Annotated in this window: 22 protein-coding genes; 13 read left to right on the top strand and 9 right to left on the bottom strand. The window is 67.9% G+C overall.

The features are described from left to right. Nucleotides 1-9 precede the first annotated feature (9 nt). The 3 genes from LOC60_RS12240 to pstS form a co-directional block, all read right to left on the bottom strand. Complete coding sequence (locus tag LOC60_RS12240; protein WP_230025495.1) at nt 10-1,488, bottom strand: mannitol dehydrogenase family protein; 1,479 nt, start codon at nt 1,486-1,488, stop codon at nt 10-12. Between the two features lie 87 nt (nt 1,489-1,575). Beyond that, a complete protein-coding gene (locus LOC60_RS12235) occupies nt 1,576-1,776 on the bottom strand; it encodes a hypothetical protein (protein ID WP_230025493.1) in 201 nt (66 codons plus the stop codon). Between the two features lie 126 nt (nt 1,777-1,902). Continuing rightward, entirely contained in the window at nt 1,903-3,018 is a 1,116-nt protein-coding gene (pstS, locus tag LOC60_RS12230) for a phosphate ABC transporter substrate-binding protein PstS (RefSeq protein ID WP_230025491.1), read from the bottom strand. Between the two features lie 227 nt (nt 3,019-3,245). On the opposite strand from pstS, the gene LOC60_RS12225 reads away from it, so the two are divergent. Continuing rightward, complete coding sequence (locus tag LOC60_RS12225) at nt 3,246-3,626, top strand: DUF1304 domain-containing protein (protein WP_230025489.1); 381 nt, start codon at nt 3,246-3,248, stop codon at nt 3,624-3,626. A 15-nt stretch (nt 3,627-3,641) separates the two neighbouring features. Here the strand turns inward: LOC60_RS12225 and LOC60_RS12220 are convergent, their stop codons facing one another. From LOC60_RS12220 to LOC60_RS12205, 4 genes are read right to left on the bottom strand one after another with little or no spacing between them, the layout of a single operon-like run. Continuing rightward, the gene (locus tag LOC60_RS12220; protein WP_230025486.1) at nt 3,642-4,544 is read right to left on the bottom strand and encodes a DNA-3-methyladenine glycosylase family protein; all 903 of its coding nucleotides are present in this window, start codon (nt 4,542-4,544) and stop codon (nt 3,642-3,644) included. Then, nucleotides 4,541-5,224, bottom strand: a complete 684-nt coding sequence (locus LOC60_RS12215; RefSeq protein ID WP_230025484.1) for an alpha-ketoglutarate-dependent dioxygenase AlkB family protein — start codon at nt 5,222-5,224, stop codon at nt 4,541-4,543. The genes LOC60_RS12220 and LOC60_RS12215 overlap by 4 nt, the downstream gene beginning before the upstream one ends. Beyond that, entirely contained in the window at nt 5,221-5,868 is a 648-nt protein-coding gene (locus LOC60_RS12210; protein WP_230025482.1) for a methylated-DNA--[protein]-cysteine S-methyltransferase, read from the bottom strand. The genes LOC60_RS12215 and LOC60_RS12210 overlap by 4 nt, the downstream gene beginning before the upstream one ends. After that, nucleotides 5,855-6,334 (bottom strand): RNA polymerase sigma factor, encoded by a 480-nt coding sequence (locus LOC60_RS12205; protein ID WP_442860412.1) that lies wholly within the window; start codon nt 6,332-6,334, stop codon nt 5,855-5,857. The genes LOC60_RS12210 and LOC60_RS12205 overlap by 14 nt, the downstream gene beginning before the upstream one ends. 115 nt (nt 6,335-6,449) lie before the next feature. On the opposite strand from LOC60_RS12205, the gene LOC60_RS12200 reads away from it, so the two are divergent. After that, the gene (locus LOC60_RS12200; protein WP_230025478.1) at nt 6,450-7,991 is read left to right on the top strand and encodes a long-chain-fatty-acid--CoA ligase; all 1,542 of its coding nucleotides are present in this window, start codon (nt 6,450-6,452) and stop codon (nt 7,989-7,991) included. A 158-nt stretch (nt 7,992-8,149) separates the two neighbouring features. Here LOC60_RS12200 and LOC60_RS12195 read toward each other — a convergent pair whose 3' ends face one another. Further along, nucleotides 8,150-9,124 carry an EamA family transporter gene (locus LOC60_RS12195; RefSeq protein WP_230025477.1) on the bottom strand — a complete coding sequence of 325 codons (975 nt, stop codon included), beginning with the start codon at nt 9,122-9,124 and terminating at the stop codon, nt 8,150-8,152. A 324-nt stretch (nt 9,125-9,448) separates the two neighbouring features. Between LOC60_RS12195 and LOC60_RS12190 the strand changes: the two genes are divergently transcribed. From LOC60_RS12190 to LOC60_RS12170, 5 genes are all read left to right on the top strand, one after another. Next, the gene (locus LOC60_RS12190; RefSeq protein WP_230025475.1) at nt 9,449-10,813 is read left to right on the top strand and encodes an LPXTG cell wall anchor domain-containing protein; all 1,365 of its coding nucleotides are present in this window, start codon (nt 9,449-9,451) and stop codon (nt 10,811-10,813) included. Between the two features lie 117 nt (nt 10,814-10,930). After that, nucleotides 10,931-11,149 (top strand): hypothetical protein, encoded by a 219-nt coding sequence (locus tag LOC60_RS12185; protein WP_230025473.1) that lies wholly within the window; start codon nt 10,931-10,933, stop codon nt 11,147-11,149. Nucleotides 11,150-11,201: 52 nt separating this feature from the next. Beyond that, nucleotides 11,202-11,531, top strand: a complete 330-nt coding sequence (locus LOC60_RS12180; RefSeq protein WP_230025471.1) for a hypothetical protein — start codon at nt 11,202-11,204, stop codon at nt 11,529-11,531. Between the two features lie 102 nt (nt 11,532-11,633). Beyond that, entirely contained in the window at nt 11,634-12,431 is a 798-nt protein-coding gene (locus LOC60_RS12175; protein WP_230025469.1) for a sigma-70 family RNA polymerase sigma factor, read from the top strand. A gap of 65 nt (nt 12,432-12,496) precedes the next feature. Beyond that, on the top strand, nt 12,497-13,540 hold the full coding sequence (locus LOC60_RS12170; RefSeq protein WP_230025466.1) for a S66 family peptidase: 1,044 nt from the start codon (nt 12,497-12,499) through the stop codon (nt 13,538-13,540). Here LOC60_RS12170 and LOC60_RS12165 read toward each other — a convergent pair. Continuing rightward, complete coding sequence (locus LOC60_RS12165; RefSeq protein ID WP_230025464.1) at nt 13,537-14,475, bottom strand: glycosyltransferase family 9 protein; 939 nt, start codon at nt 14,473-14,475, stop codon at nt 13,537-13,539. The two genes, LOC60_RS12170 and LOC60_RS12165, sit on opposite strands and share 4 nt — an antisense overlap. Nucleotides 14,476-14,613: 138 nt before the next feature. On the opposite strand from LOC60_RS12165, the gene LOC60_RS12160 reads away from it, so the two are divergent. Genes LOC60_RS12160 through rfaE2 form a run of 6 tightly spaced genes read left to right on the top strand, consistent with a single transcriptional unit; the run spans nt 14,614 to nt 20,467 of the window. Continuing rightward, complete coding sequence (locus LOC60_RS12160; protein ID WP_230025462.1) at nt 14,614-15,147, top strand: D-glycero-alpha-D-manno-heptose-1,7-bisphosphate 7-phosphatase; 534 nt, start codon at nt 14,614-14,616, stop codon at nt 15,145-15,147. Beyond that, nucleotides 15,144-16,205, top strand: a complete 1,062-nt coding sequence (locus LOC60_RS12155; protein ID WP_230025460.1) for a glycosyltransferase family 9 protein — start codon at nt 15,144-15,146, stop codon at nt 16,203-16,205. The genes LOC60_RS12160 and LOC60_RS12155 overlap by 4 nt, the downstream gene beginning before the upstream one ends. Next, entirely contained in the window at nt 16,202-17,230 is a 1,029-nt protein-coding gene (locus LOC60_RS12150; RefSeq protein ID WP_230025458.1) for a glycosyltransferase, read from the top strand. The genes LOC60_RS12155 and LOC60_RS12150 overlap by 4 nt, the downstream gene beginning before the upstream one ends. Beyond that, on the top strand, nt 17,227-18,483 hold the full coding sequence (locus LOC60_RS12145) for a glycosyltransferase (protein WP_230025456.1): 1,257 nt from the start codon (nt 17,227-17,229) through the stop codon (nt 18,481-18,483). The genes LOC60_RS12150 and LOC60_RS12145 overlap by 4 nt, the downstream gene beginning before the upstream one ends. Beyond that, nucleotides 18,480-19,106, top strand: coding sequence for a D-sedoheptulose-7-phosphate isomerase (locus tag LOC60_RS12140; protein WP_230025454.1), 627 nt, complete (start codon nt 18,480-18,482; stop codon nt 19,104-19,106). The genes LOC60_RS12145 and LOC60_RS12140 overlap by 4 nt, the downstream gene beginning before the upstream one ends. Beyond that, complete coding sequence (rfaE2, locus tag LOC60_RS12135; RefSeq protein WP_230025452.1) at nt 19,103-20,467, top strand: D-glycero-beta-D-manno-heptose 1-phosphate adenylyltransferase; 1,365 nt, start codon at nt 19,103-19,105, stop codon at nt 20,465-20,467. Before LOC60_RS12140 ends, rfaE2 begins: the two co-directional genes overlap by 4 nt. Nucleotides 20,468-20,479 lie beyond the last annotated feature (12 nt).

Below are 20,479 nucleotides of genomic sequence, written 5' to 3'. Positions count from 1 at the left end.
TGTACCGAATCAGGCGCCGTCCAGAAGCCCTGCGACGGCGGCCTTCGCGCCGCCGTCGTGCAGGGTTCCGAGGGCGGACAGATATGCCTCGGTAAACCGTACGTCCTGGGACAGGTTGGCGAAGAAGTAAGGCTGGGAAACAAATGCCAGCGGGTCCTCCCTGTTCCTGGCCGCGGCCGCCATCACTTCGTCGCGCCGGTTGTCGACGACCCGGATCGGTTCACCTGCCTCGTCCACACCTTCGGCGTAGCGCGCCCAGGCGGCAATGATGGCCGCGGACCGGGAAATTTCCCCTCCTGCAGCAACATTCTCGCGGACCACGGGGACCAGCCATTTCGGGATCCGGTCGGAGCTTTCGGCGCACAGGCGGGCGAGGGTGTCCCGGACGTGCTCATTGCCGAAGCGCTGCAGCAGCCTCAGCTTGTAGGCGCCCAGATCGACACCCGGAACGGGGAGCAGGGTGGGGGTTGCTTCCCGGTCCATGTAGTCCAGCAGGAACTGGGCGAGCTGCGGGTCCCGCACGGCCTCGTGCACGTAGCGGTAGCCCGAGAGATAGCCCAGATAGGCCAGTCCCTGGTGACCGCAGTTCAGCAGGCGCAGTTTCATGTGTTCGTACGGTTCCACGTCCGCCGCCATGGTCACACCGGCGTCTTCCCAGGCCGGCCGGCCCTGGGGAAATGCGTCCTCCAGCGCCCACTGCTCGAAGTCCTCGGCTACAACCGGCCAGGCGTCCTCGATGCCGAATTCCTCGGCCAGCATGGTGCGGTCGTCATCGGTTGTGGCCGGCGTGATCCGGTCCACCATGGAGGAGGGGAAAGACACGGATTCCCGCACCCACTCCCCCAGCTCCGGATCCAGCAGCCGCGCAAACTCCGCGAAGGCCCGGCGGGCCACTTCTCCGTTGCCGGGAACGTTATCGCAGGACATCACGGTGAACGGTGCCAGCCGCCGTTCGCGCCGGCGGCGCAGGGCCTCAATGACCAGGCCGAAGACGGTCGCGGGAACCGCGCCTGGCTGGAGGTCCGCCGCGACGTCGGCATTGGAGGCATCGAACTCACCCGTGGTGTCGCTGATGTTGTAGCCACCCTCGGTGATGGTCAGGGACACAATCCGGGTGCCGGGCGCTGCCATTTTTTCAATGACCGCCTCGGGATCCTCCGGGGCATACAGGTACTCGGCAATCGAACCGATCACGCGGGCTTCACGGGCGCCGTCGGGATGCTTCAGGACCAGGCTATAGAGGCAGTCCTGGCTATCCATCACGGTTTTCATGGCTGCGTCCCGGGGCAGGACGCCGACACCGCAGATGGCCCAGTCCAGGGCTTTGCCTTCATTCATCAAGCGGTCCAGGTACATTGCCTGGTGCGCCCGGTGGAATCCGCCTACACCGAAATGGACAATTCCGGTGGTCAGCCGGGAGCGGTCATAACGGGGCCGGGCTACGGACGCCGGTAACCGGGAAAGGGACTCTTCGCTGAGTTTGGTCATAACGCCGCCTTAGGCCAAGGGTTCGGAAAATCTGCCAGTCTGCACCTAAGGCGCCTCACGGAAAGCAGGCCTTCAATGCCGGTCTAATCACTCTACGGCTTGGGCATCCAGTTCAATAAAGGCCCAGTCCGGCTCGGCGAGAATGGGGTCCATGACGGGTCCGCCGGCCTCGGCAATCCGGTCCTGCACCTTGGACGGCAGGCCGTCCTGGCGGAGATTGTGCCTCAACCAGTCCTTGGCCGCACCGTCCAGGTACGGCCACCAGCGTTCGATTCGGATAGGTTCCACAGCAGCCCCCTTCAGCGTTGCGTAAATCCACGGTGACACCGGCACTGAGGGGGCGCAAGAGGGCACCGAAAGAGCAGCAGTGCAGGCAGCGGTGCTACCGGCAGGTAGCACCGCAGCTGCGAAAAGCTAGTCCCGGACGGTGATGGATTCCAGGGCCTCGCGGGCCTCTTCGGCCAGGGACTCGGGAATGGGCGCGCTCTTTGCCGCGTCCGCGGAGGTCTGCTGTCCCTCCTCGCTGACCACATACTGACCGAAGGCCCGCACGCGGTCGACGAGGTCGGCGTCGGTGTAGGAGCTGCAGTAGATCTGGTAGGACACCAGCACCAGCGGGTAGGCCCCGGGGGCGGTGGTGCGGCGGTCCAGCTGCAGCGCAATGTCGTGCTCCCCCCGTCCGGCAACCCGGGTGGACTGTTCGACGGCGGTGCTGGCCGCTTCGGCGCTGATCGGCACGAATTCGGTCCCGACCAGCAGGTTGGCGGTGCCCATGGAGTCGTCGATCACCGAGTCATCCGCGTAGGTGAGGGCTCCCTCCGTGCGCGTCACAGTGCTGACGACGCCGGAGCTGCCCTGGGCATTTTCGCCCTGCAGCCCTCCCGGCCAGGTTCCGGACGGTTCGTCCGGCCACTCCCCGGGCGCCACTTCGTGCAGGTATTCGGTGAAGTTCTCCGTAGTGCCCGAGTCATCCGCGCGGCTGACCGGAGTGATCCGGGTCGCCGGCAGCTCTACCCCCGGGTTGAGTGCTGCGATGGCCGGATCGTTCCAGGCCTCGATCCCGCCGCGGAACATTCGGGCGATGGTCGCCGCGTCCAGGTTCAGCGAGTCGATACCGGGGAGGTTGAACGCAACGGCAATCGGGGAAATGTAGGCCGGAATGTCCAGGGCTCCGTCCGGGCCGCAGACGGCCTTGGCGTCTGCCAGTTCCTCTTCCTGCAGATAGGCGTCGGAACCGGCAAAGTTCACCGCTCCAGCCAGCAGGGCACTGCGCCCGGCACCGGAGCCGTCCGGGGAGTACTGGAGCTGGACCTTGGGATGCAGCGTCCCGAAACCGGCAATCCAGGAGTCCATTGCCGGTCCCTGGGCACTTGACCCGGCACCGGAGAGCACTCCGGTGAGCTTGGAGTTGCTGTTCTCGGCTGCCTCGCGCTGCGCGTCGCCGAGGGGATAGTCGGATCCGCAGGCGGTCAGGGCAAGCGTTGCCAGCACCACCGTGGCCAGGGAACGGGCGGGGCGGATTGGGCGCAATGGATGTCCTTCCAAGAAGCGGCTACGGCGTCCAACGCCGGTGGAGCATTTGCCTAAAAGGCTGCTTTTCCAAGGCTAGCTGGCTTTCCCCTCCACCTGCCAACCGATACCCGCGTTCCCCCTTGAGGAGCGGCAGGGCTGCTGCCAGCATTGACGGCACTGCGGAAGTTCCAGGTACGGCGCGCCGGCGCCGGGCAGCTCCGCATGCGCAAAGCCGAGGAGCATCCGTGCTGATTGCCGCAGCCATCCTTGCCGTAGTAGCCGCTGCCGTGGCGCTCTACTTATTTATGCTCCAATCCCTGCGCTGGGCCGAGCCGGAAACCGCGGCGATTTTCCAGCTGCCCGGAACGAGCATCGCCGCCACTTCACAGCTGGCCTACAACCTGGGGTTCTACAACCTGTTCCTCGCGGTGGGGGCAGGGCTGGGCGTGGTCCTGCTCTTCGCAGGAAACGCCGTCGCAGGGCTGACGCTGATGACCTTCACCACTGCCTGCATGCTGCTGGCTTCGGTGGTGCTGGTGCTCAGCGACCGGAGGATGGGCGGACTGTCACTGGTCCAGGGCGGTCCGGCGGCGTTTTCCCTCGTCTTTTCGCTGCTTGGGACCTAACCACGGCACGCTGCGTTAGCTCACCGCGGCGGCCGGCACCGCGTAGGCCGCGGAGGTCCAGAGGTGGAACAGGGCGTAGGACCGCCACGGGCGCCACGGCTGGGAAAGCAGGGCAGCCTCCCGCCCGGTGCCCACCCCCAAAGCCCGCTTCAACACCAGGTCATCGGCCGGGTAGGCATCACGGTCCCCCAGCACCCGCACGGCCAGGTAGTCCGCCGTCCACGGTCCGATCCCGGGGAGGGCCAGCAGACCGGCGCGCACGGCTCCCGGCTCCGCCCCCGGGCGCAGCTGCAGGCCTCCGGCCACGGCTTCTGCCAGCGCAGACAGAGTTCGGGCGCGGGCATGCGTAATCCGGACCGCAGATTGGATGTCCGCTGCCGGCACCGCGGCCAGCCGTTCCGCCGTCGGGAAAGCGAATAACCCGGCGGGACCGGGTTCCCCGAAGGCCTCGACCAGCCGGGAGCCGAACGTCCGGGCCGCCGCGAGGGATACCTGCTGCCCGAGGACGGTCTGGGCGCCGGTTTCAAAGCCGTCAGTGGAGCCCGGCACCCGCAGGCCGGGGTGCCGGGTGACCAAAGGGTCCAGCAGCTCGAACCGGGAGAGGAACTGATCCACCACGTCCGGATCGGCGTCCAGGTCCAGCCAGGCCCGGACCGTCGATATCAGCGCGGCTTCCTCCGCTTCGGGCAGCGCAGGCAGGTCGAGGACCACTCCGGCGGCTCCCAGGGACACGGTCACGGCGACAGGTGCCGCAGCTCCCCGGAGCAGCCGTTCCACCGTGGCGCCGTCGTCGGTCCGGGTGACCCGCTCCAGCCCGGGCACGGCGTGCGCCTGCAGCGCACTGGCCAGCGGCGCCCAGGCGAAGGGGCCCCGGTGCTGCAGCGGATGCCGGCGAATGTCCGCCGGAGCTTCGGTCATGACAGTCCGGTCATGCGCAGGGTGATGTTGATCCGCCCCGAGGCCAGGCCGGACGCAGGGTCCGCCGTGCCTGCCAGGGTCCGCGGGACGCCGTGGTAGGCGAAACGGGAGGGACCGCCGAACACAAACAGGTCCCCGGATTCGAGCTCCAGGTCCGTGTAGGGACGGGTCCGTGTTTCGGTATTCCCGAACCGGAAAACGCAGGTGTCTCCGATGCTGATGGATACCACCGGGGCGCTGGATTTCTCGTCCTTGTCCTGGTGCATCCCCATGTGGGCGCCCTCGGCGTAGTAGTTGATGAGCGCCGTGTCCGGAGTGTAGTTCTCCGGCCGGAAGTCCTCCCGTGCGTAGCTGCCGTCGGGTTGCCGGTAGGCCTCGCGGAGGGCGTCACGGCCCAGCTCCACCAGCCAGTCCGGCAGCTCCGCGACCCGGCCCCCGCCGACGTCGTCGGCCGTCCGCGTGTATTTGTAAGGCTGCCAGTGCCAGCCCAGGCACACCGTCTGCACGGACATGGTGTGCCCTCCCGGCAGGACGGCGGCACGCATGGGCACCGGCCCGATGGCCCACTGCCGGCATGCCTCAACGATGCGCAGCTGTTTCTCCAGCGGCAGCCAGCCCGGCACGTGGACGGCGCCGACTGCGGGTTCGGATCGTTCACGCGGAAAGAGGGAGTTACTCATGCGGCAGCTTCCAGGTCGAGGAGGATTTTCTTGGCGGCGGGTCCGCCGCGGTAGCCGCCCGTGGTCCCGTCGGAGCGCAGGACCCGGTGGCAGGGAATGACCAGGGGCAGCGGATTGCGGCCGCACGCGGTGCCGACGGCCCGGACGGCGCTGGGATTTCCGGTCAGTGCGGCAATGCCTGCGTAAGTGGAGGTGTGCCCGTACCCGATCTGCTGCAGCGTCTGGACCACGGTCCGGCGGTACCCGGCGGTGAGCCGCAGGTCCAGGTCCAGGTCGAAGCTGCGCCGGGTGCCGTCGAAGTATTCACGGAGCTGGGCGGCGGGACGGGCCAGGCGCCCCGGAGCCTCGAGGATCCGCGGGCTGATCCGGGTACCGAGGTCCTGCAGCACGGTGTCCACCCCTTCACATTCGAACGCCACCCGGACCAGGCCGGCGTCCGTGGCCGCGAGGATGAGCTTGCCGACGGGGCTGTCGATGACGGTGTAGGCAACATCCAGCAGGCCTGCCGCCTCAGCCTCGGCGGCCAGGCGGGTGTGCAGTGCGGCCAGGACCGCTGCCTCGCGGGGATCGGGGGCGGCGGGGCCGGCAGTGGCGGGGCCGGCGCCGGCTCCGGTTCCGGCTCCGGCGAGATCAAAGGATGCCATTGCGGTCCTCCTTGTACAGGGTGCGTAGTTTCTTGATGCCGTCTGCCGCGGACCGCCGGCAGGCTGCTTCGCTGCCGCCGAGCAGCAGTGCCACCTCGGCATACGGGAGTCCGGCGAGATGGTGGTAGGCCAGCGCCTCGCGCTGGCGGACCGGCAGGGTTTTCAGGGCCGTCCACAAGCCGTCGGTATCCTCCGGGGCAGCCGTCGACGGTTCGGGGAGGTCATCCACCGGAACCGGGTTCCGGGCGGCGGAACGGTGCTGGTCCACGGCCTTCCGCTTGGCGATGGTTACCAGCCAGGCCTGGACATTCGCGCCGTCGGGCAGGTCCGGATAGGCGCTGAGGGCGGCGAGGAATGTTTCCGACCAGGCGTCTTCGGCCTCGTCCGGTCCTACGACGGCACGGCAGATACGCAGCACGGCCGGACCGTGCTCGCGGACAATCTGCTCAAAGGATTTCACTTCCACATACGGTAGACGTTTTCAGCCGACGGTTTGTGAGCCGCCGCGGCAAAAAATTTCTCCCGTTCGACGGCGGTGGCTAGACTTCCCTCTACGTCGCATAGATCAAAGGAGATCACCCATGCACAATCTCGCCGGCATCCTGACCGACACAGTGGCACGCTTTCCGGACCGGACAGCCCTGAAACTAGATGAAACGGTAGTCTCCTACGCTGCCCTCGACGCCATGAGCGCCAAGGTTGCCGGCCTCCTCGCCGGCCGGGGAGTTGAGCCCGGAGACCGCGTTGCGCTGGTGATGCCGAACATCCCGCAGATGGCGTTCCTGTACTTCGGCGCCCTGCGGTACGGCGCCGTCGTCGTCCCCATGAACCCGCTGCTGAAGGCCCGCGAGGTGGCCTACCACCTGCAGGACTCGGGCGCCCGGATTGTCTTCGCGTGGGAGGGCGTGGCCGCCGAAGTCTCTGCGGGGGCCGAAGACGCCGGCGGCATGGAGGTGGTTTCCGTGGATTCCGCGGCCTTTATGCAGCTGCTGGCCGGAACGGACAGCCGTACGGAAGTGGCCGAGGTGGAGGACGAGGACACCGCGGTGATCCTCTACACCTCGGGAACCACCGGGCGGCCCAAGGGTGCCGCACTCACGCACCGGAACCTGCTCACCAACGCCTATGTGGCCCAGTCCCTGCTGAAGACCGTGGAGACGGATGTCCACTTCGGCGGCCTGCCCTTCTTCCACGTGTTCGGCCAGACCGCTGCCCTGAACTCGTCCGTCCTTTCCGGGGCGTCCATCAGCCTGCTGCCGCGGTTCGATGCGGGCAAGGCGCTGGAGATCATCGAGCGCGACGGCGTGACCATCTTCGAGGGCGTTCCCACCATGTATGTGGGCATGCTGCGTCACCCGGCGGTGCAGAGCACCGATCTGTCGTCCCTGCGCGGAGCCATCACCGGCGGTTCCGCCATGCCGCTGGAAATCCTGCACGAGTTCGAGGAGGTTTTCGGCATTGAGCTCCTGGAGGGTTACGGCCTTTCGGAGACTTCCCCGATTGTTTCCTTCAACGTGCCCGGCGGGGACCGGCGGGCAGGATCCATCGGCAAGCCCGTGGCCGGAACCGAGGTCCGGATGCTCGATCCGGACGGCAATGATGTGCCGACGGGTGAGGTTGGGGAGCTCTCCGTCCGCGGCGACGGCGTGATGAAGGGCTACTGGAAGAACGACGACGCCACTGCCGCAGCCATTCCGGACGGCTGGTTCCGGACGGGGGACCTGGCCCGGTTCGACGAGGACGGCAACATCTACATTGTGGACCGCAAGAAGGACATCATCCTGCGCGGCGGCTACAACGTTTATCCCCGCGAGATCGAAGAGGTGCTTTACGAGCACCCGGCCGTGGCGGAAGCTGCAGTCATCGGCATTCCGGACCCGCTGCACGGCGAGGAAATCGCGGCGGTTGTGGGGCTCCGGGAAGAAGCCGTGCCTGCTGACGATGCTGCCCGGGACGCGCTGATAGCGGACATCCAGCAGTTCACCAAGGACCGGTTGGCCGCCTACAAGTATCCCCGGCTGATCGAGCTGACGGATGCCCTGCCCAAGGGCCCCACGGGCAAAATCCTGAAGCGGGAAATCAAGGTTTCGGCACCGCTGGCGGCCGAAGCGCCCGGCGCATAGGTTCGCCGGGTTCCTGACCCGGCAGGGCCTTTGGAGGTTCCGCGGGTGCATCGAGTCTGCAGGAATTACCGTTCCCTGCATCGAGTCTGCAAGATTTACTGATTTTCGACCGAAAAACGGTAACTGTTGCAGACTCGATCTCCTAGCGAATGTGTTCGCTAGGCGTAGGGCTCGACGTCGGCCGCAGCCTCCCCGGGCAGCCCGGCCTGTTCATCGGAACGGACCAGCACTACGCCGGCAACGATCAGGCCCCCGCCCACCAACTGGATGGGGCGTGGCAGCTCCGAAAGCAGCAGCCACGCCCACAGGACCGCGAACAGCACCTCGGTCAGGGACACGAACGAGGCCACGCGCGAGCCAAGGGACCGCGCCGCGATGATGCCGGTGACGTAGGCCAGCACCGTGGAAAACAGCACCAGGCCAATCAGCGGGACCCACCATGCCGTCCGCCAGCCTGCCAGGTCCACATCCGTGGTGCTGAAATCCAGGGACAGGATCCCGGCGAGGCCCAGCGCCGCAATGGCGGCACCGCCCACGAACATGCCTCCCGTGGCCAGCACCAGCGGCGGGAGGGAATCGTTCTGCTTGGCGGTGATGAAGAAATAGCTTGCCAGGCACACCGCGGCGGCCAGCCCCCAGAGCACCCCCACCGGGTCAATGCGCGTACTGCCGCCCAGGTCCAGAACCAGCACCAGCCCCGCGACGGCAGCCACCGTGCCGAGAACCGTGCGGAGGCCGGGCCGATGTCGTGTCCTCACCCAAATCCAAAGCACCATCAGTACCGGGGCAAGGAATTCCAGCAGCAGGGCGACGCCAACGGACAGGCGCTCCACCGCGTTGAAATAAAAGAACTGGCACCCGGCCACCCCGATAAAGCCGAACAGTACGATGGTGCGCCAGTTGCTCCGCACCTGGCTCCAGCGTCCGCGCAGGACAAGTGCGGTGGGAAGCGCGAGGACGAGCGCTGCTCCAAGCATCCGGACGGCAACGGCGCCTGAGGCGCTCCAGCCGGTTTCCAGCAGCGACTTTGCGAAGGATCCGGACAATCCGAACACCGCTGACGACGCCAGCGCCACGAGAATCCCGGCCGCGCCCGGCCGCAGTTCCGCGTGGCTGCCTTTTGTCTGCTCCATGTAGCTCCCTGAAGGTTTGCGACAGCCCGGGACACGAAGTCCGGGGATTACGACGGCGACGCTACCGGGCGCGGGAAACCGTTTCAATGAGCCTTTTGTACAAATGGGTTGAATCCTTGCTATCTCAAGAACCGCACGCTATTCTCGGCGATATCTGTGGCATAGGTCTCATTTGTTGCAGTTATTACTTATTGACGGCGCCGATTACCGGGCGCTCTTCAACTACTCATTTAGCAGTTTCAGTCTCGTTCCCTCCGCATTCTCCAGCTGCCGCGAAAGCCAGCACGGAACGCTGGAGGTCGACGTTTTATGGGGGAAAATTTCATGCAGGAAAATACACGGACTATTTCGGCACGGGTCGGCGCCGTTAGCGCCGTAGCCCTTTTGGCCGTCAGCGGGGCATTTATTGCCAGCCCCGCGATGGCCATGGCCCCGCAAGAGGATGGTACGGGGTCGGCGGCAGTCGAGTCCCCGGCACCCGTGGCTACGGAAACCAATGCAAACGACACGGCCACTGATGCTCCCGTGCAGCCTGCAACCGACGGAACCGCAACACTTCCTGCGCCGGCTCCGGCTCCGGCGCCGGCTCCGGCGCAGGAAGCAACACCGGCGGCGGTGCCCGGAGACATCCCGCTGACCCCGACCATCACGCATGACCCTACGAACATCGTTATGACGGACCAACTTTACTTCGGTACCGCCCCCGGGGCCACGCAGATCGTGCTGACCTTGAATGGTGAGGTCTCCACGACCACTCCCATCAATGACACCGATAGGTTCAGCTTCAGGACGCCCGCGCAGATCCCCGCAGGAGGCAAGCTCACCGTCACTGTCCAGGGCGTTAACGGAGATGCCAAGTCGGCTATTGCAACCTACGAATTCACCGTCAAAAGCGGCTATGCTCCGCAGCCGGGCTTCACCACGCCCAGGGACATGGAGGGTCCGCTGAGCGTCGTAACCGGCACCGGCGTAGCCGGTGCCACGGTGACAGTCGGCGTTATGCGTGATGCAGTGGAAACGAACGAAGAATTCCATACTGCCCTTGTCGGCGCGGACGGCGTCTGGACGCTGAAGCTCGAAGAGCCGCTGGATTATGGCACGCATCTCTTGTCGGCGATTCAGGACAGCGCGACCCTCAAGGCGGCTGCCGTGCCGATCTATTTGAGGGTCAGTGTCTACCCTGAGGCGCCCGTAGTGGTCTCGCCCGGCAACGGCTCCGAGATCCCCGTGAATAAACTCCCGGCTGAGATCACCGGTACCGCTGTCCCCGGAGCCACTATCCACCTGGTTATCGCAGCTGTCGACGAAAATGGGGAACTCGATCCGTCACTGGACTATGAAGATCCGGCAAACTATGAAGAGCTGGAGACACAGGCGGGTCCCGACGGCAGCTGGGCTGTCCCGATGAGGGAAAGGGGCATGGGTTCCTATCTGATCTTCGCCGTTCAGAATTCCGGGGGAGTAACCTCCGATCCCGCCATTGTGAACTTTAGGATCACCGCAGCAGTCGCTGATCCGCCGGTTACCGTCAACCCCGTTCCGGTCGGCAACCCGGCCCCAGCAACGGCCACGCTGCCCGAAACCGGTGCAGCGGACCTGGGCCTGCTGGCCGGAGGCGGAGCAGCCCTGCTCGCCGCCGGTGGCGCAGCCCTGCTGTTCAACCGCCGCCGCCTGGTTCCGGAGTCCTAGGAATCCCTAGGCAAGTAAGCGAGGCGGGCTCCGGCGGATAGCCGGGGCCTGCCTTGTTTTAAGCCATTTTCAGCAAACTCCGGCGGCGTTGGTTCTAGTAACAAACGTCCACAGGAGGTGCAGCTGCACTGGCTGGGCACCAGCGGGCGCACCGGAACCATCACGGTCCGGGTACCCGCGGATCAGGTCGCCGCGCTGCAGGCAGCAGCCGACGATCAGGCACCGGCCGGAAAAGTATCCGTAATTGTGGAGGAATCCGAGGGAATGGCAACCCCGCTCTCCACAAACCAGGGTCAAGCTCCGCAAAACCGGCGATGGAGCCGCCTGCGGGCCTAGGGTTGATGGGTCAAGCAGGCGGCGCTTCCTCCTATCTGCCTGGATCTCTGCCATGGAGCAAAAGCTGCTCACCCTGCTTAGCCGCCGCACCGCCTGGATTCTCCTCGCCGCCTGTGCGGCATTCTGGCTGGTTTTGGCCATCGGATTCCTGGAGGCTCCGCTCGGCACCCCGCCCACCCTGATGTTCCTGTGGATGTACTGCAGCATCATGATCGCCTTGGGAAGCGCCCCGGTGGCAGCGGCCGCCGTCGCCGCGTTGGTGCTGCACCGCTCCGAAGGCGGCAGGGGCGCTCCCGCCGAAACGCGGCCTGACGCTCCAGCGGACACGGGCCGTTCGCGGCGCTTATACCTTCTGCTCCGCCAAGAGCTCAAGAAGCAGTAACAAACAAGTGGTCCGGACTATTGATAACCCGTAAGCGCTCTGGTGTCCTGATCAGGCGGTCCAGTAGCGGGCCGAACCTGCTGCTGAAAACACCTGCCGCTCATGAGCGCTTTCTCCAGTGTTCCGTCCTCCCTGCTTCCGTTTGAAAAGGCCCGCCAGGCACGCGGCGACCTGCAGCAGGCGCTGCACAACGAACTCGTCCTCCGGTACCGCGAAATCGCGGAAACGGCTGCCGCCTCCTACGCGGGAAGAGGGCGCGAGCTGGCCGACCTGCGGCAGGTCGCCTATCTGGGACTTATCAAGGCGGTTCGACGTTTTGACCCGGCTGTCGGCCCGCATTTTCCCGCCTTCGCGGTTCCCACCGTCCAGGGAGAGCTCAAGCGGTACCTCCGGGATCACTCATGGGTAATCCGGCCGCCCCGGCAGCTCCAGGATCTGCGGACCTCCATTGCCAGGCTTCAGCCGGAACTCCTGCAGACGCTGGGACGCGAGCCAACACTCCGGGAATTGTCCGAGGCCCTGGGGGTTCCCACGAAAGCCGTGTCGGAAGCCTTGAACTGCCAGAGCAGCCTTCGCCCCGAGTCCCTGGAAGCACTCGAGGACACCGGCGCGGAACAGTGGGCCGTAGCCGACGGACGGCTGGAGCGGGCCGAGAACCTTGCCATGCTCCGCCGCGCTGTCCGCGGCCTGAGCGCCCAGGACAAGGAATTACTGTTCCTTAGGTATTTCCACGAGGAATCCCAGCAGGCTATCGGAGAGCGGCTGGGCATGACCCAGATGCAGGTTTCCCGTGGCCTGGCCAGGATCCTGGTGCGGCTGCAACATGAGTTGCTGGACGCTTCAGCCACCCCGGCGGCCCGGACGTCAGGCCCTGCGGCCAGCGGCGCCGCAACCGCTTGAACCGGCGAATCCCCGCCGGACCGCTCCTGCCCGGATACCGCCCGCTGCCTTGCTATCGTTCCACCATGGATTCTGCCCCCGCTCCGGACAATGCTCCGGACAATACTCCGGACAATACAGTCCCCTCGATCACCGTCCCGCCGAAACTGGCCAAGGGCGACCTGCTGCGCGTCATTGCCCCTGCGGCCAGCCGCGCCATGGTCGCCGAACACGACCACAGCGCACTCATCGAGCGCCGTTTCGCCGACCTGGGCCTGCGGCTTTCCTACGGACGCCATGTGGATGAGCGCGACATCTTCGACTCCACCTCGGTCGCCTCCCGCGTCGCGGACCTGCATGACGCGTTTGCCGATCCGGCGGTCAAAGGGATTCTCACCGTCATCGGCGGCTTCAACAGCAACGAACTGCTCCCCTACCTGGACTGGGACCTGATTGCGGCCAATCCGAAGATCCTGTGCGGATATTCCGACATTACGGCGCTGCAGAACGCGATTTTCGCCCGCACCGGCCTGGTCACCTACTCCGGTCCGCATTGGTCCACCTTCGGCATGCGGGACCACCTTGAGCTAACACAGCAGTGGTTTGTGGACGCCTTGGTTGACGGCTATCGGATGGAGCTGGCCCCCTCCCCCGAGTGGACCGACGATGCCTGGTTCCTGGATCAGGACAACCGCAGTCCCCAGCCGGGGGAAGGATGGTGGCCCCTGCAGCAGGGGAACGCGTCCGGCCGTATTATCGGCGGCAACCTGTGCACACTGAACCTCCTGCAGGGCACTGCGCAGATGCCTCCGCTGGCCGGCAGCGTACTGATGCTGGAAGACGATGCCTCCACCGATCCCAGCACCTTCGCCCGTGACCTCACGTCCCTGCTCCAGCTGCCCGACGCGGAAGATATACAGGGCCTGGTCATCGGCAGGTTCCAGCGTTCAAGCGGCATCACCCGGGCGCACCTGCAGGAAATCGCGGCCCAGCCTGCCCTGGCCGGGCTGCCGGTCCTGGCCAACGTGGATTTCGGACACACCCAGCCGCAGCTGACCCTGCCCATCGGCGGCCGGGTGGAACTGGCGGTGGATGAATCCGGCGCCAGGCTGCGCCTTAGCGACAGCTAAAGCGCGTCCAGCTTCCCGACGGCGGCCAGGACGTCCTCCACCGTGACCGCCAGCAGCGCGGGGTCAGGGTCCGGAGCGAAGGTGTCACCCCGGCGCCGGCTCCCGTCGGTCAGCGCGATGTGCGGGCCCGGAGGAGGGCCCCATTCGCTGACCGGCGCCGGGCCGAACAGGACCACCGACGGCCGGGCGTAGGCTGACGCGAGATGCGCGGCACCCGTATCGGCGGAGATCACCAGCCGGGCCCGGGAAATTACCGCGGCAAACGCGTCCAGGCGCTGCTCGCCTGCCACGACGCACTCCGCACCCAGCCCGGCGGCGTCGGCCACGGCGAGCGCCCGCGGGCGTTCACCTCCGCTGCCGGTGAAGAGAACCGGAGCGCCGACGGCGGCCAGTTCACGGGCGACGTCGGCAAACCGGTCTGCGGGCCACAACCGGCTGCCGTACGCCGCGCCCACATGGATCACCACCGTTTCCGGGGTATTTGCCGCCGCCGGCGGCGGGTCCAGGCGGTAATCCAGCGGATCGGCGGGGATCCCGTGCCAGGACAGTAGTCCCGCCCACCGCTCACGTTCGTGCACGCCGTCCTTCCATGGCGGACCGTCCCACCCGGGTCCGGCGTGTCCGATAAGACGGGAGGGCTGCAGCACCTCCAGCCGGCCGCAGCTCTCCGGACCGCGGCCGTGCAGGTTTACCGCAATGTCGATCTGTCCGGGCTCCAGGGGGATGGGCACATCGAGGCCGTGCAGGGGAAGCAGATCATCCACCGCGCCGGTAAGCGGCAGGATGGGGCGCAGCCACTCCTGCGCCGCATACCGGATGCGGTGCCCGGGAAACCGGCGCCGCAGGGCCTTCAGCGCCGGAACCGCAACCAGGAGATCCCCCAGTTTCAGGGCACGCAGCACCAACAGCTCGGGACGACTGGCCATTTGCGGCATGGGCGGCTTCCTTTCGGTCGGGTGCATATCCTGCCAGAACCCTGCGCGCCTTCGATACAGGTGGGGCGGCAGTGCAGGCCGGCCAAGAAGTGACCGGCGGGATGTTTAGCTTCCCGCCGGGCGGGGAACAGATGCGGTATGGAATTTTTGCCGTCGCCGCCGCGTGCCGTCCTGTTCGACCGGGACGGCACGCTGATTGTTGACGTGCCCTACAACGCGGATCCGACGAAGGTGCGGCCCATGCCCGGTGCAGCCGAGGTGCTGGCCGGGCTCCGGCGTTCAGGCATTCCCGTAGGCGTAGTCACCAACCAGTCCGGCATCGGCCGCGGAATCCTGTCCGCCGAAGAGGTGGCGAAGGTCAATGCGGCGGTCGAAGACCTGCTGGGCCCGTTCGATATCTGGGAAATTTGTCCGCATGCTCCCGGCTACGGCTGCGTTTGCCGCAAGCCGATGCCCGGCCTGGTGCTGCGGGCCAGCCGCCGCCTGGGGCTCGATCCCGTGGAAGTAGCCGTCATCGGCGACATTGGTGCCGATGTGAAAGCCGCAGCCGCCGCGGGGTCACGCGGGGTGTTGGTGCCCACCGCCGCCACCCGCCCCGCTGAAACCGCCGCGGCCCCGCTCGTGGCGCGCGATCTGGCGGGGGCCGTGGACCTGCTGTGGGGCAGCAGATGAGCCGCCGGATACTGGTGGCCCGGCTCGACGGCGCCGGGGACGTCCTGCTGGCGGGACCAGCCGTCCGGGCAATGGCGGCGGCCCGGGGTGTGGAAGTGGTCCTGTTGTGCGGTCCGCAGGGTGCGGCCGCCGGACGGCTGCTTCCCGGTGTCTCGCAGGTGCTGGAGTGGTCCTGTCCCTGGATCCTGAACCCGGCCCCGGAACCTTCCCGCGGCCTGCTTGCTGCACTGCTGGGAATGGTCCGGTCCGCCCGGACCGAGGAAGCGGTAATCCTCACGTCCTACCACCAGTCCCCGCTGCCGCTGGCACTGCTGCTCCGGGAAGCCGGGATCCGCACCATCACCGCGGCATCCACGGATTACGCCGGTGCCCTGCTGACCCACCGGCTGAAGCCCGGGGAGGACTTCCCCGAAGACCAGCCCGAGGCCGAACGTGCGCTGCGGATCGCGGCTGCCGCAGGTTTTGCGCTTCCTGCCGGCGACGACGGCCGGCTGCAGCTGGGTCCGCTGCCCGATGTCTCCCATCTGGTGGGCACCGACCCCTACGTCGTGGTGCATCCGGGCGCTGCCGTGTCGGCACGGGCGTGGCCCGCCCTGCACCATGCCGCCGCCGTCGAGCTGCTCACCGCAGCCGGTTTCCGCGTGGTGGTCACCGGCGGGCCGGGTGAGAAGGAGCTGACCGCCACCGTAGCGGCCGTGGCCGGCCTGGACCTTGGCGGACGGACCGATCTGGCGGCTTTGGCGGCCGTCCTGGCCGGGGCGGACGCGGTGGTTGTCGGCAATACCGGACCGGCCCATCTCGCAGCCGCGGTTGGCACCCCGGTAGTGAGCCTTTTCGCTCCCGTGGTGCCCGCCATCCGCTGGGCACCCTATCGCGTTCCGCTGGAGCTGCTGGGCGACCAGCACGCCGCCTGCGGCGGAACCCGCGCCAGGACCTGCCCGGTCCCCGGGCATCCCTGCCTGTCCGGCGTCTCGCCCGAACAGGTGGTGGAGGCGGTCCAACGCCTGGTCACCGGCGTGCCGTCACTGCAGACGCACCGTGAAATGAGGAGCCGATGAGGATTTTGCTGTGGCACGTGCACGGCGGCTGGATGGAGGCGTTTGTCCGGGGGGCCCACCGGTATCTGCTGCCGGCCACCCCTGCCCGGGACGGCTGGGGGCTGGGACGCGGCGGGCGGAGGTGGCCGGAAGCCGCCGTGGAAGTCGCGGTGGAAGATCTGCGCGCCCAGCAGATCGACGCCGTCGTGCTGCAGCGGCCCGAAGAGATTGAGGCCTGCGTCCGCCTGCTCGGGCGCCGGCCGGGCCGCGATCTTCCCGCGGTGTACCTGGAACACAACACTCCACGCGGCAGCGTGCCGGAAACCCGGCATCCGCTGGCCGACCAGTCCGATATTCCGATTGTGCATGTCACGCACTTCAACCGCCTGTTCTGGGACAACGGCAAGGCACCGGTACGCGTGATCGAACACGGCATTCCCGATCCGGGCTACCTCTACACCGGGGAGCGTCCGCATCTGGGGGTGGTGGTGAACGAGCCGGTCCGCCGCGGGCGGGTCGCAGGCACCGACCTGCTGCCGGCATTCGCCCGGACGGCACCGCTGGAAGTATTCGGCCTCGGCACCGACCAGCTGCCCGGAGTGCCGGGCGGGGACGGGCTGCTGATCCACGGGGACCTGCCCGTGGCCCGGCTGCACCGGGAACTGGCCGGCTGTCGGGCGTACCTGCACCCCATGCGTTGGACCTCGCTGGGCCTGTCCCTGCTCGAAGCCATGCACCTGGGCCTGCCGGTGGTGGCCCTTGCCACCACTGAGGCCGCACGGGCGGTCCCGCCGGAGGCTGGAGTGCTCAGCAATGATCCCGAGGAACTGCTCCGGGCCGCGCGGATGTTCCTCGCGGAACCGGAGCAGGCACGCACCTGCGGCCGGGCCGCCCGCGGGGCAGCGCTGGCCCGGTACGGGCTGGGCCGGTTCCTGGCCGATTGGGACGAACTCTTTGCGGAACTGCTGACAGAGACGGTTTCCGCCCCGCCGCTGCCTGCGGCGGCGGAACCCGCACCGGCATCAACAGGAGGGGGACAGCTGTGAAAATCTCAATGGTGTCCGAACACGCAAGTCCGCTGGCCGCACTGGGCGGAGTGGATGCCGGCGGCCAGAACGTGCATGTGGCCGCGCTCTCCGTGGCGCTGGCGGCCCGTGGCCACACCGTTCAGGTGTACACGAGGCGGGACGATCCCGGCCTGCCGGACCGGGTGCAGGTCCAGGACGGCCTGGAGGTGGTGCATGTAACCGCCGGGCCCGCCCTGCCGCTGCCCAAGGATGACCTGCTGCCGTACATGGGGCAGCTGGCCGACGGCGTCCTTGCCGACTGGGGAGCCGAACCGCCCGACGTCGTGCACTCCCACTTCTGGATGTCCGGCCTGGCCGCACTGGAGGCCGCCCGCAGCGCAGGGGAAGAGGGCGTGCCGGTGGTCCACACCTTCCACGCACTGGGCACCGTAAAGAAGCGGCATCAAGGCGCCGAGGACACGTCCCCGCCGGAACGGGAATGGCTGGAGCCCTCCGTGGGCCGGCGGGCGGACCGGGTGCTGGCCACCTGTTCGGATGAAGTCTTTGAACTCAAGGCCATCGGGGTGCCCGGCAGCCGGATTTCCATTGCCCCCTGCGGGGTGGACCTGTCCCTCTTCTCCTCCGAGGGGCCGGCGGAACCGCGCGGACGGCGGCACCGGATTGCCGCCGTCGGACGCCTGGTGCCGCGCAAGGGTGTGGATCTGGCCATCCGCGCCCTCGCCCTGCTGCGGGACGAGGGCCTGGACGATGTGGAACTGCTGATCGTCGGCGGTTCCAGCGACAGCGCCGGCCTGGAAACGGACCCCGAGGCCCGGCGGCTGCTGGCCCTCGCCCGCTCGCTGGGCGTAGCGGACCGGGTGCTGCTGCGCGGACAGGTGCCGCGCGAACAAATGCCCGCCGTGCTGCGCAGCGCCGACGCGGTGGTGTGCGCGCCCTGGTACGAGCCCTTCGGCATCGTTCCGCTGGAAGCGATGGCGTGTGCCGTGCCGGTGGTGGCCTCGGCGGTGGGCGGACTGATTGACACGGTGGTCCACGGCAAGACCGGGCTGCATGTGCCGCCCCGGGATTCGACTGCGCTGGCCTCGGCGCTCTCGGAACTACTGCAGAATCCCCGCTACGCCCGGCGGCTGGGCACGGCGGGGAAGCAGCGCGCCTCCGCGCGTTACTCGTGGGACCGGGTGGCGCTGGACACGGAGAAGGCGTATCAGCTCGCCCTGGGGGTCACGGCCCGGCCGTCCCGGCTGCAGCCGCTGGGAGGAAAGGCACTGTGAGCATCGAATCACCGGTAACCGCGCCCGTCTCCGGACCGGAGCAGGCAGTGCTGGACCATCTCGCCCATGCGCAGCCCGCCCTGCTCTCCGTCCAGCGGCAGGCCGGACACCTGACGCAGTGGGGCATCGAGCTGGCGGTCCGCCTGCTGGCCGGGCACCGGCTGCTGACCGCGGGAAACGGCGGGTCCGCCGCCGAAGCCCAGCATCTGAGCGCCGAACTTGTGGGACGGTTCGATGGCGAGCGCCGGCCGTTTTCCGCCATCGCCCTGCATGCGGAGACCTCAGCGGTGACCGCAATCGCCAACGATTACGGCTTCGAGCAGCTCTACGCCCGGCAGGTGCAGGGCCACGGCAGGCCCGGGGACGTCCTGATCCTCTTCTCCACCAGCGGCGCCAGCCCCAACCTGCTCGCCGCCGTGCAGGCCGCGCACGGGGCGGGGCTGCGCACCTGGGCCTTGACCGGCCGGGCACCGAACCCCCTCGCGGCGGCGTGCGAGGACTTCATCGCCATTGACGCGCCGGCAGCCAATGCACAGGAGGCCCATCTGGTGGCCCTGCATGCGCTCTGCCGGTCCTTCGACGCCGAGGTCGCGCGGCGCACCGATGCAGGAGGAACACCGTGAAGAGAATAGTCGTGGTCGGCGATGTCCTGCTGGATACGGACATTTCCGGTTCCGCCCAGCGCCTCTCCCCCGACGCGCCGGTGCCCGTGGTGGAGGTGGACGACGTCGGCCGCCGGGCCGGCGGGGCGGGCCTGGTGGCGCGGATGCTGGAGCGGGACGGCCGGCAGGTCCACCTGGTGACGGTGCTCTCCGACGACGACGCTTCCGGACTGCTGCGGGCCGCGCTGGCCGGCATCCCCCTGACCAGCGGCCCGTCCGATGCCCCCACCCCGGTGAAAACCCGGATCCGGGCCGGCACCCACGCCGTGGTCCGCTTCGATTCCGGCTGCTCCCCCGCGCCGGTTCCTGCGGTCACCGCCCAGATGCTCTCCGTCGTCGCGGGCGCGGACGCGGTGGTGGTCGCCGACTACGGGCGCGGGCTGACCGCCAATCCGGCCCTCCGGACGCTGCTGGAGACTCTGGCCCAACGCATTCCCGTGGTCTGGGACCCGCATCCGGCCGGGTCCGATCCGGTGCCCGGCGTCGCCGCCGTCACTCCGAACCTGGCCGAGGCCCTGTCCGCTGCCGACGAGGCGACGGGCGGGGTTCCGGCGGCACTGCGCGCGGCCGAACGGCTGCTGACCCGCTGGCAAAGCCGGTCCGTGGTGCTCACCATGGGGGCGCAGGGCGCGTTGGCCCTCCCCGCGGCGGGCCTTGCGCAGGTTCTTCCCGCCCCGAAGATTTCCGTCGACGACACCTGCGGTGCCGGTGACCGGTTTGCCGCGTCCCTCACCGTCCGGCTGCTCGACGGCGACGGGCTCCAAGCTGCTGCCGAAGGCGCGGTGCAGGCGGCGGCCGCCTTCCTGGCCGGCGGCGGCGTATCCGGTCTGGAGGCGGAAGAACCGCTGCGGCTGCCGGGCGGCGAGCCGCCGGACGCCCTGGCGGCGGTGGCACGGGTCCGGGAGCGCGGCGGAACCGTGGTGGCCACCGGCGGCTGCTTCGATCTGCTGCACGCCGGACACGCCCGCACCCTGCTGGCCGCCCGCGGGCTGGGCGACTGTTTGATTGTCTGCCTCAATTCCGATGACTCGGTCCGCCGGCTCAAGGGCGAGCAGCGCCCGATCATCGGCGCCGAAGACCGGGCGGAACTGCTGCAGTCCCTGGAATGCGTGGACGGGGTGCTGGTCTTCGAGGAGGACACCCCGGCGGCGGTGCTGGAGCGGCTGCGGCCGGACATCTGGGTCAAGGGCGGCGACTACCGCGAAGACCAACTCCCGGAGGCCGCGCTGATCCGCTCCTGGGGCGGGGAAACCGTCACGGTCCCGTTCCATCCGGCCCGTTCCACCACGGCTTTGGCCTCGGCGCTGGCGAAGGTCGGCTGAGCGGCCCCATGC

This window comes from Arthrobacter sp. zg-Y769 (assembly GCF_020907405.1).
GTDB lineage: Bacteria > Actinomycetota > Actinomycetes > Actinomycetales > Micrococcaceae > Arthrobacter_B.
Note: the sequence above shows the minus strand (reverse complement) of the source record. Positions and strands in the feature narration are given on the sequence as shown.

Excerpts from the sequence above, each read along its gene's own strand:
- LOC60_RS12160 (WP_230025462.1), top strand. The coding sequence starts at position 14,614 with ATGGAATTTTTGCCGTCGCCGCCGCGTGCCGTCCTGTTCGACCGGGAC.
- LOC60_RS12180 (WP_230025471.1), top strand. The coding sequence starts at position 11,202 with ATGGAGCAAAAGCTGCTCACCCTGCTTAGCCGCCGCACCGCCTGGATT.
- LOC60_RS12215 (WP_230025484.1), bottom strand. The coding sequence starts at position 5,224 with ATGAGTAACTCCCTCTTTCCGCGTGAACGATCCGAACCCGCAGTCGGC.
- LOC60_RS12200 (WP_230025478.1), top strand. The coding sequence starts at position 6,450 with ATGCACAATCTCGCCGGCATCCTGACCGACACAGTGGCACGCTTTCCG.
- LOC60_RS12175 (WP_230025469.1), top strand. The coding sequence starts at position 11,634 with ATGAGCGCTTTCTCCAGTGTTCCGTCCTCCCTGCTTCCGTTTGAAAAG.
- LOC60_RS12155 (WP_230025460.1), top strand. The coding sequence starts at position 15,144 with ATGAGCCGCCGGATACTGGTGGCCCGGCTCGACGGCGCCGGGGACGTC.
- LOC60_RS12165 (WP_230025464.1), bottom strand. The coding sequence starts at position 14,475 with ATGCCGCAAATGGCCAGTCGTCCCGAGCTGTTGGTGCTGCGTGCCCTG.
- LOC60_RS12150 (WP_230025458.1), top strand. The coding sequence starts at position 16,202 with ATGAGGATTTTGCTGTGGCACGTGCACGGCGGCTGGATGGAGGCGTTT.
- LOC60_RS12220 (WP_230025486.1), bottom strand. The coding sequence starts at position 4,544 with ATGACCGAAGCTCCGGCGGACATTCGCCGGCATCCGCTGCAGCACCGG.
- LOC60_RS12210 (WP_230025482.1), bottom strand. The coding sequence starts at position 5,868 with ATGGCATCCTTTGATCTCGCCGGAGCCGGAACCGGAGCCGGCGCCGGC.
- LOC60_RS12195 (WP_230025477.1), bottom strand. The coding sequence starts at position 9,124 with ATGGAGCAGACAAAAGGCAGCCACGCGGAACTGCGGCCGGGCGCGGCC.
- LOC60_RS12240 (WP_230025495.1), bottom strand. The coding sequence starts at position 1,488 with ATGACCAAACTCAGCGAAGAGTCCCTTTCCCGGTTACCGGCGTCCGTA.
- LOC60_RS12170 (WP_230025466.1), top strand. The coding sequence starts at position 12,497 with ATGGATTCTGCCCCCGCTCCGGACAATGCTCCGGACAATACTCCGGAC.
- LOC60_RS12190 (WP_230025475.1), top strand. The coding sequence starts at position 9,449 with ATGCAGGAAAATACACGGACTATTTCGGCACGGGTCGGCGCCGTTAGC.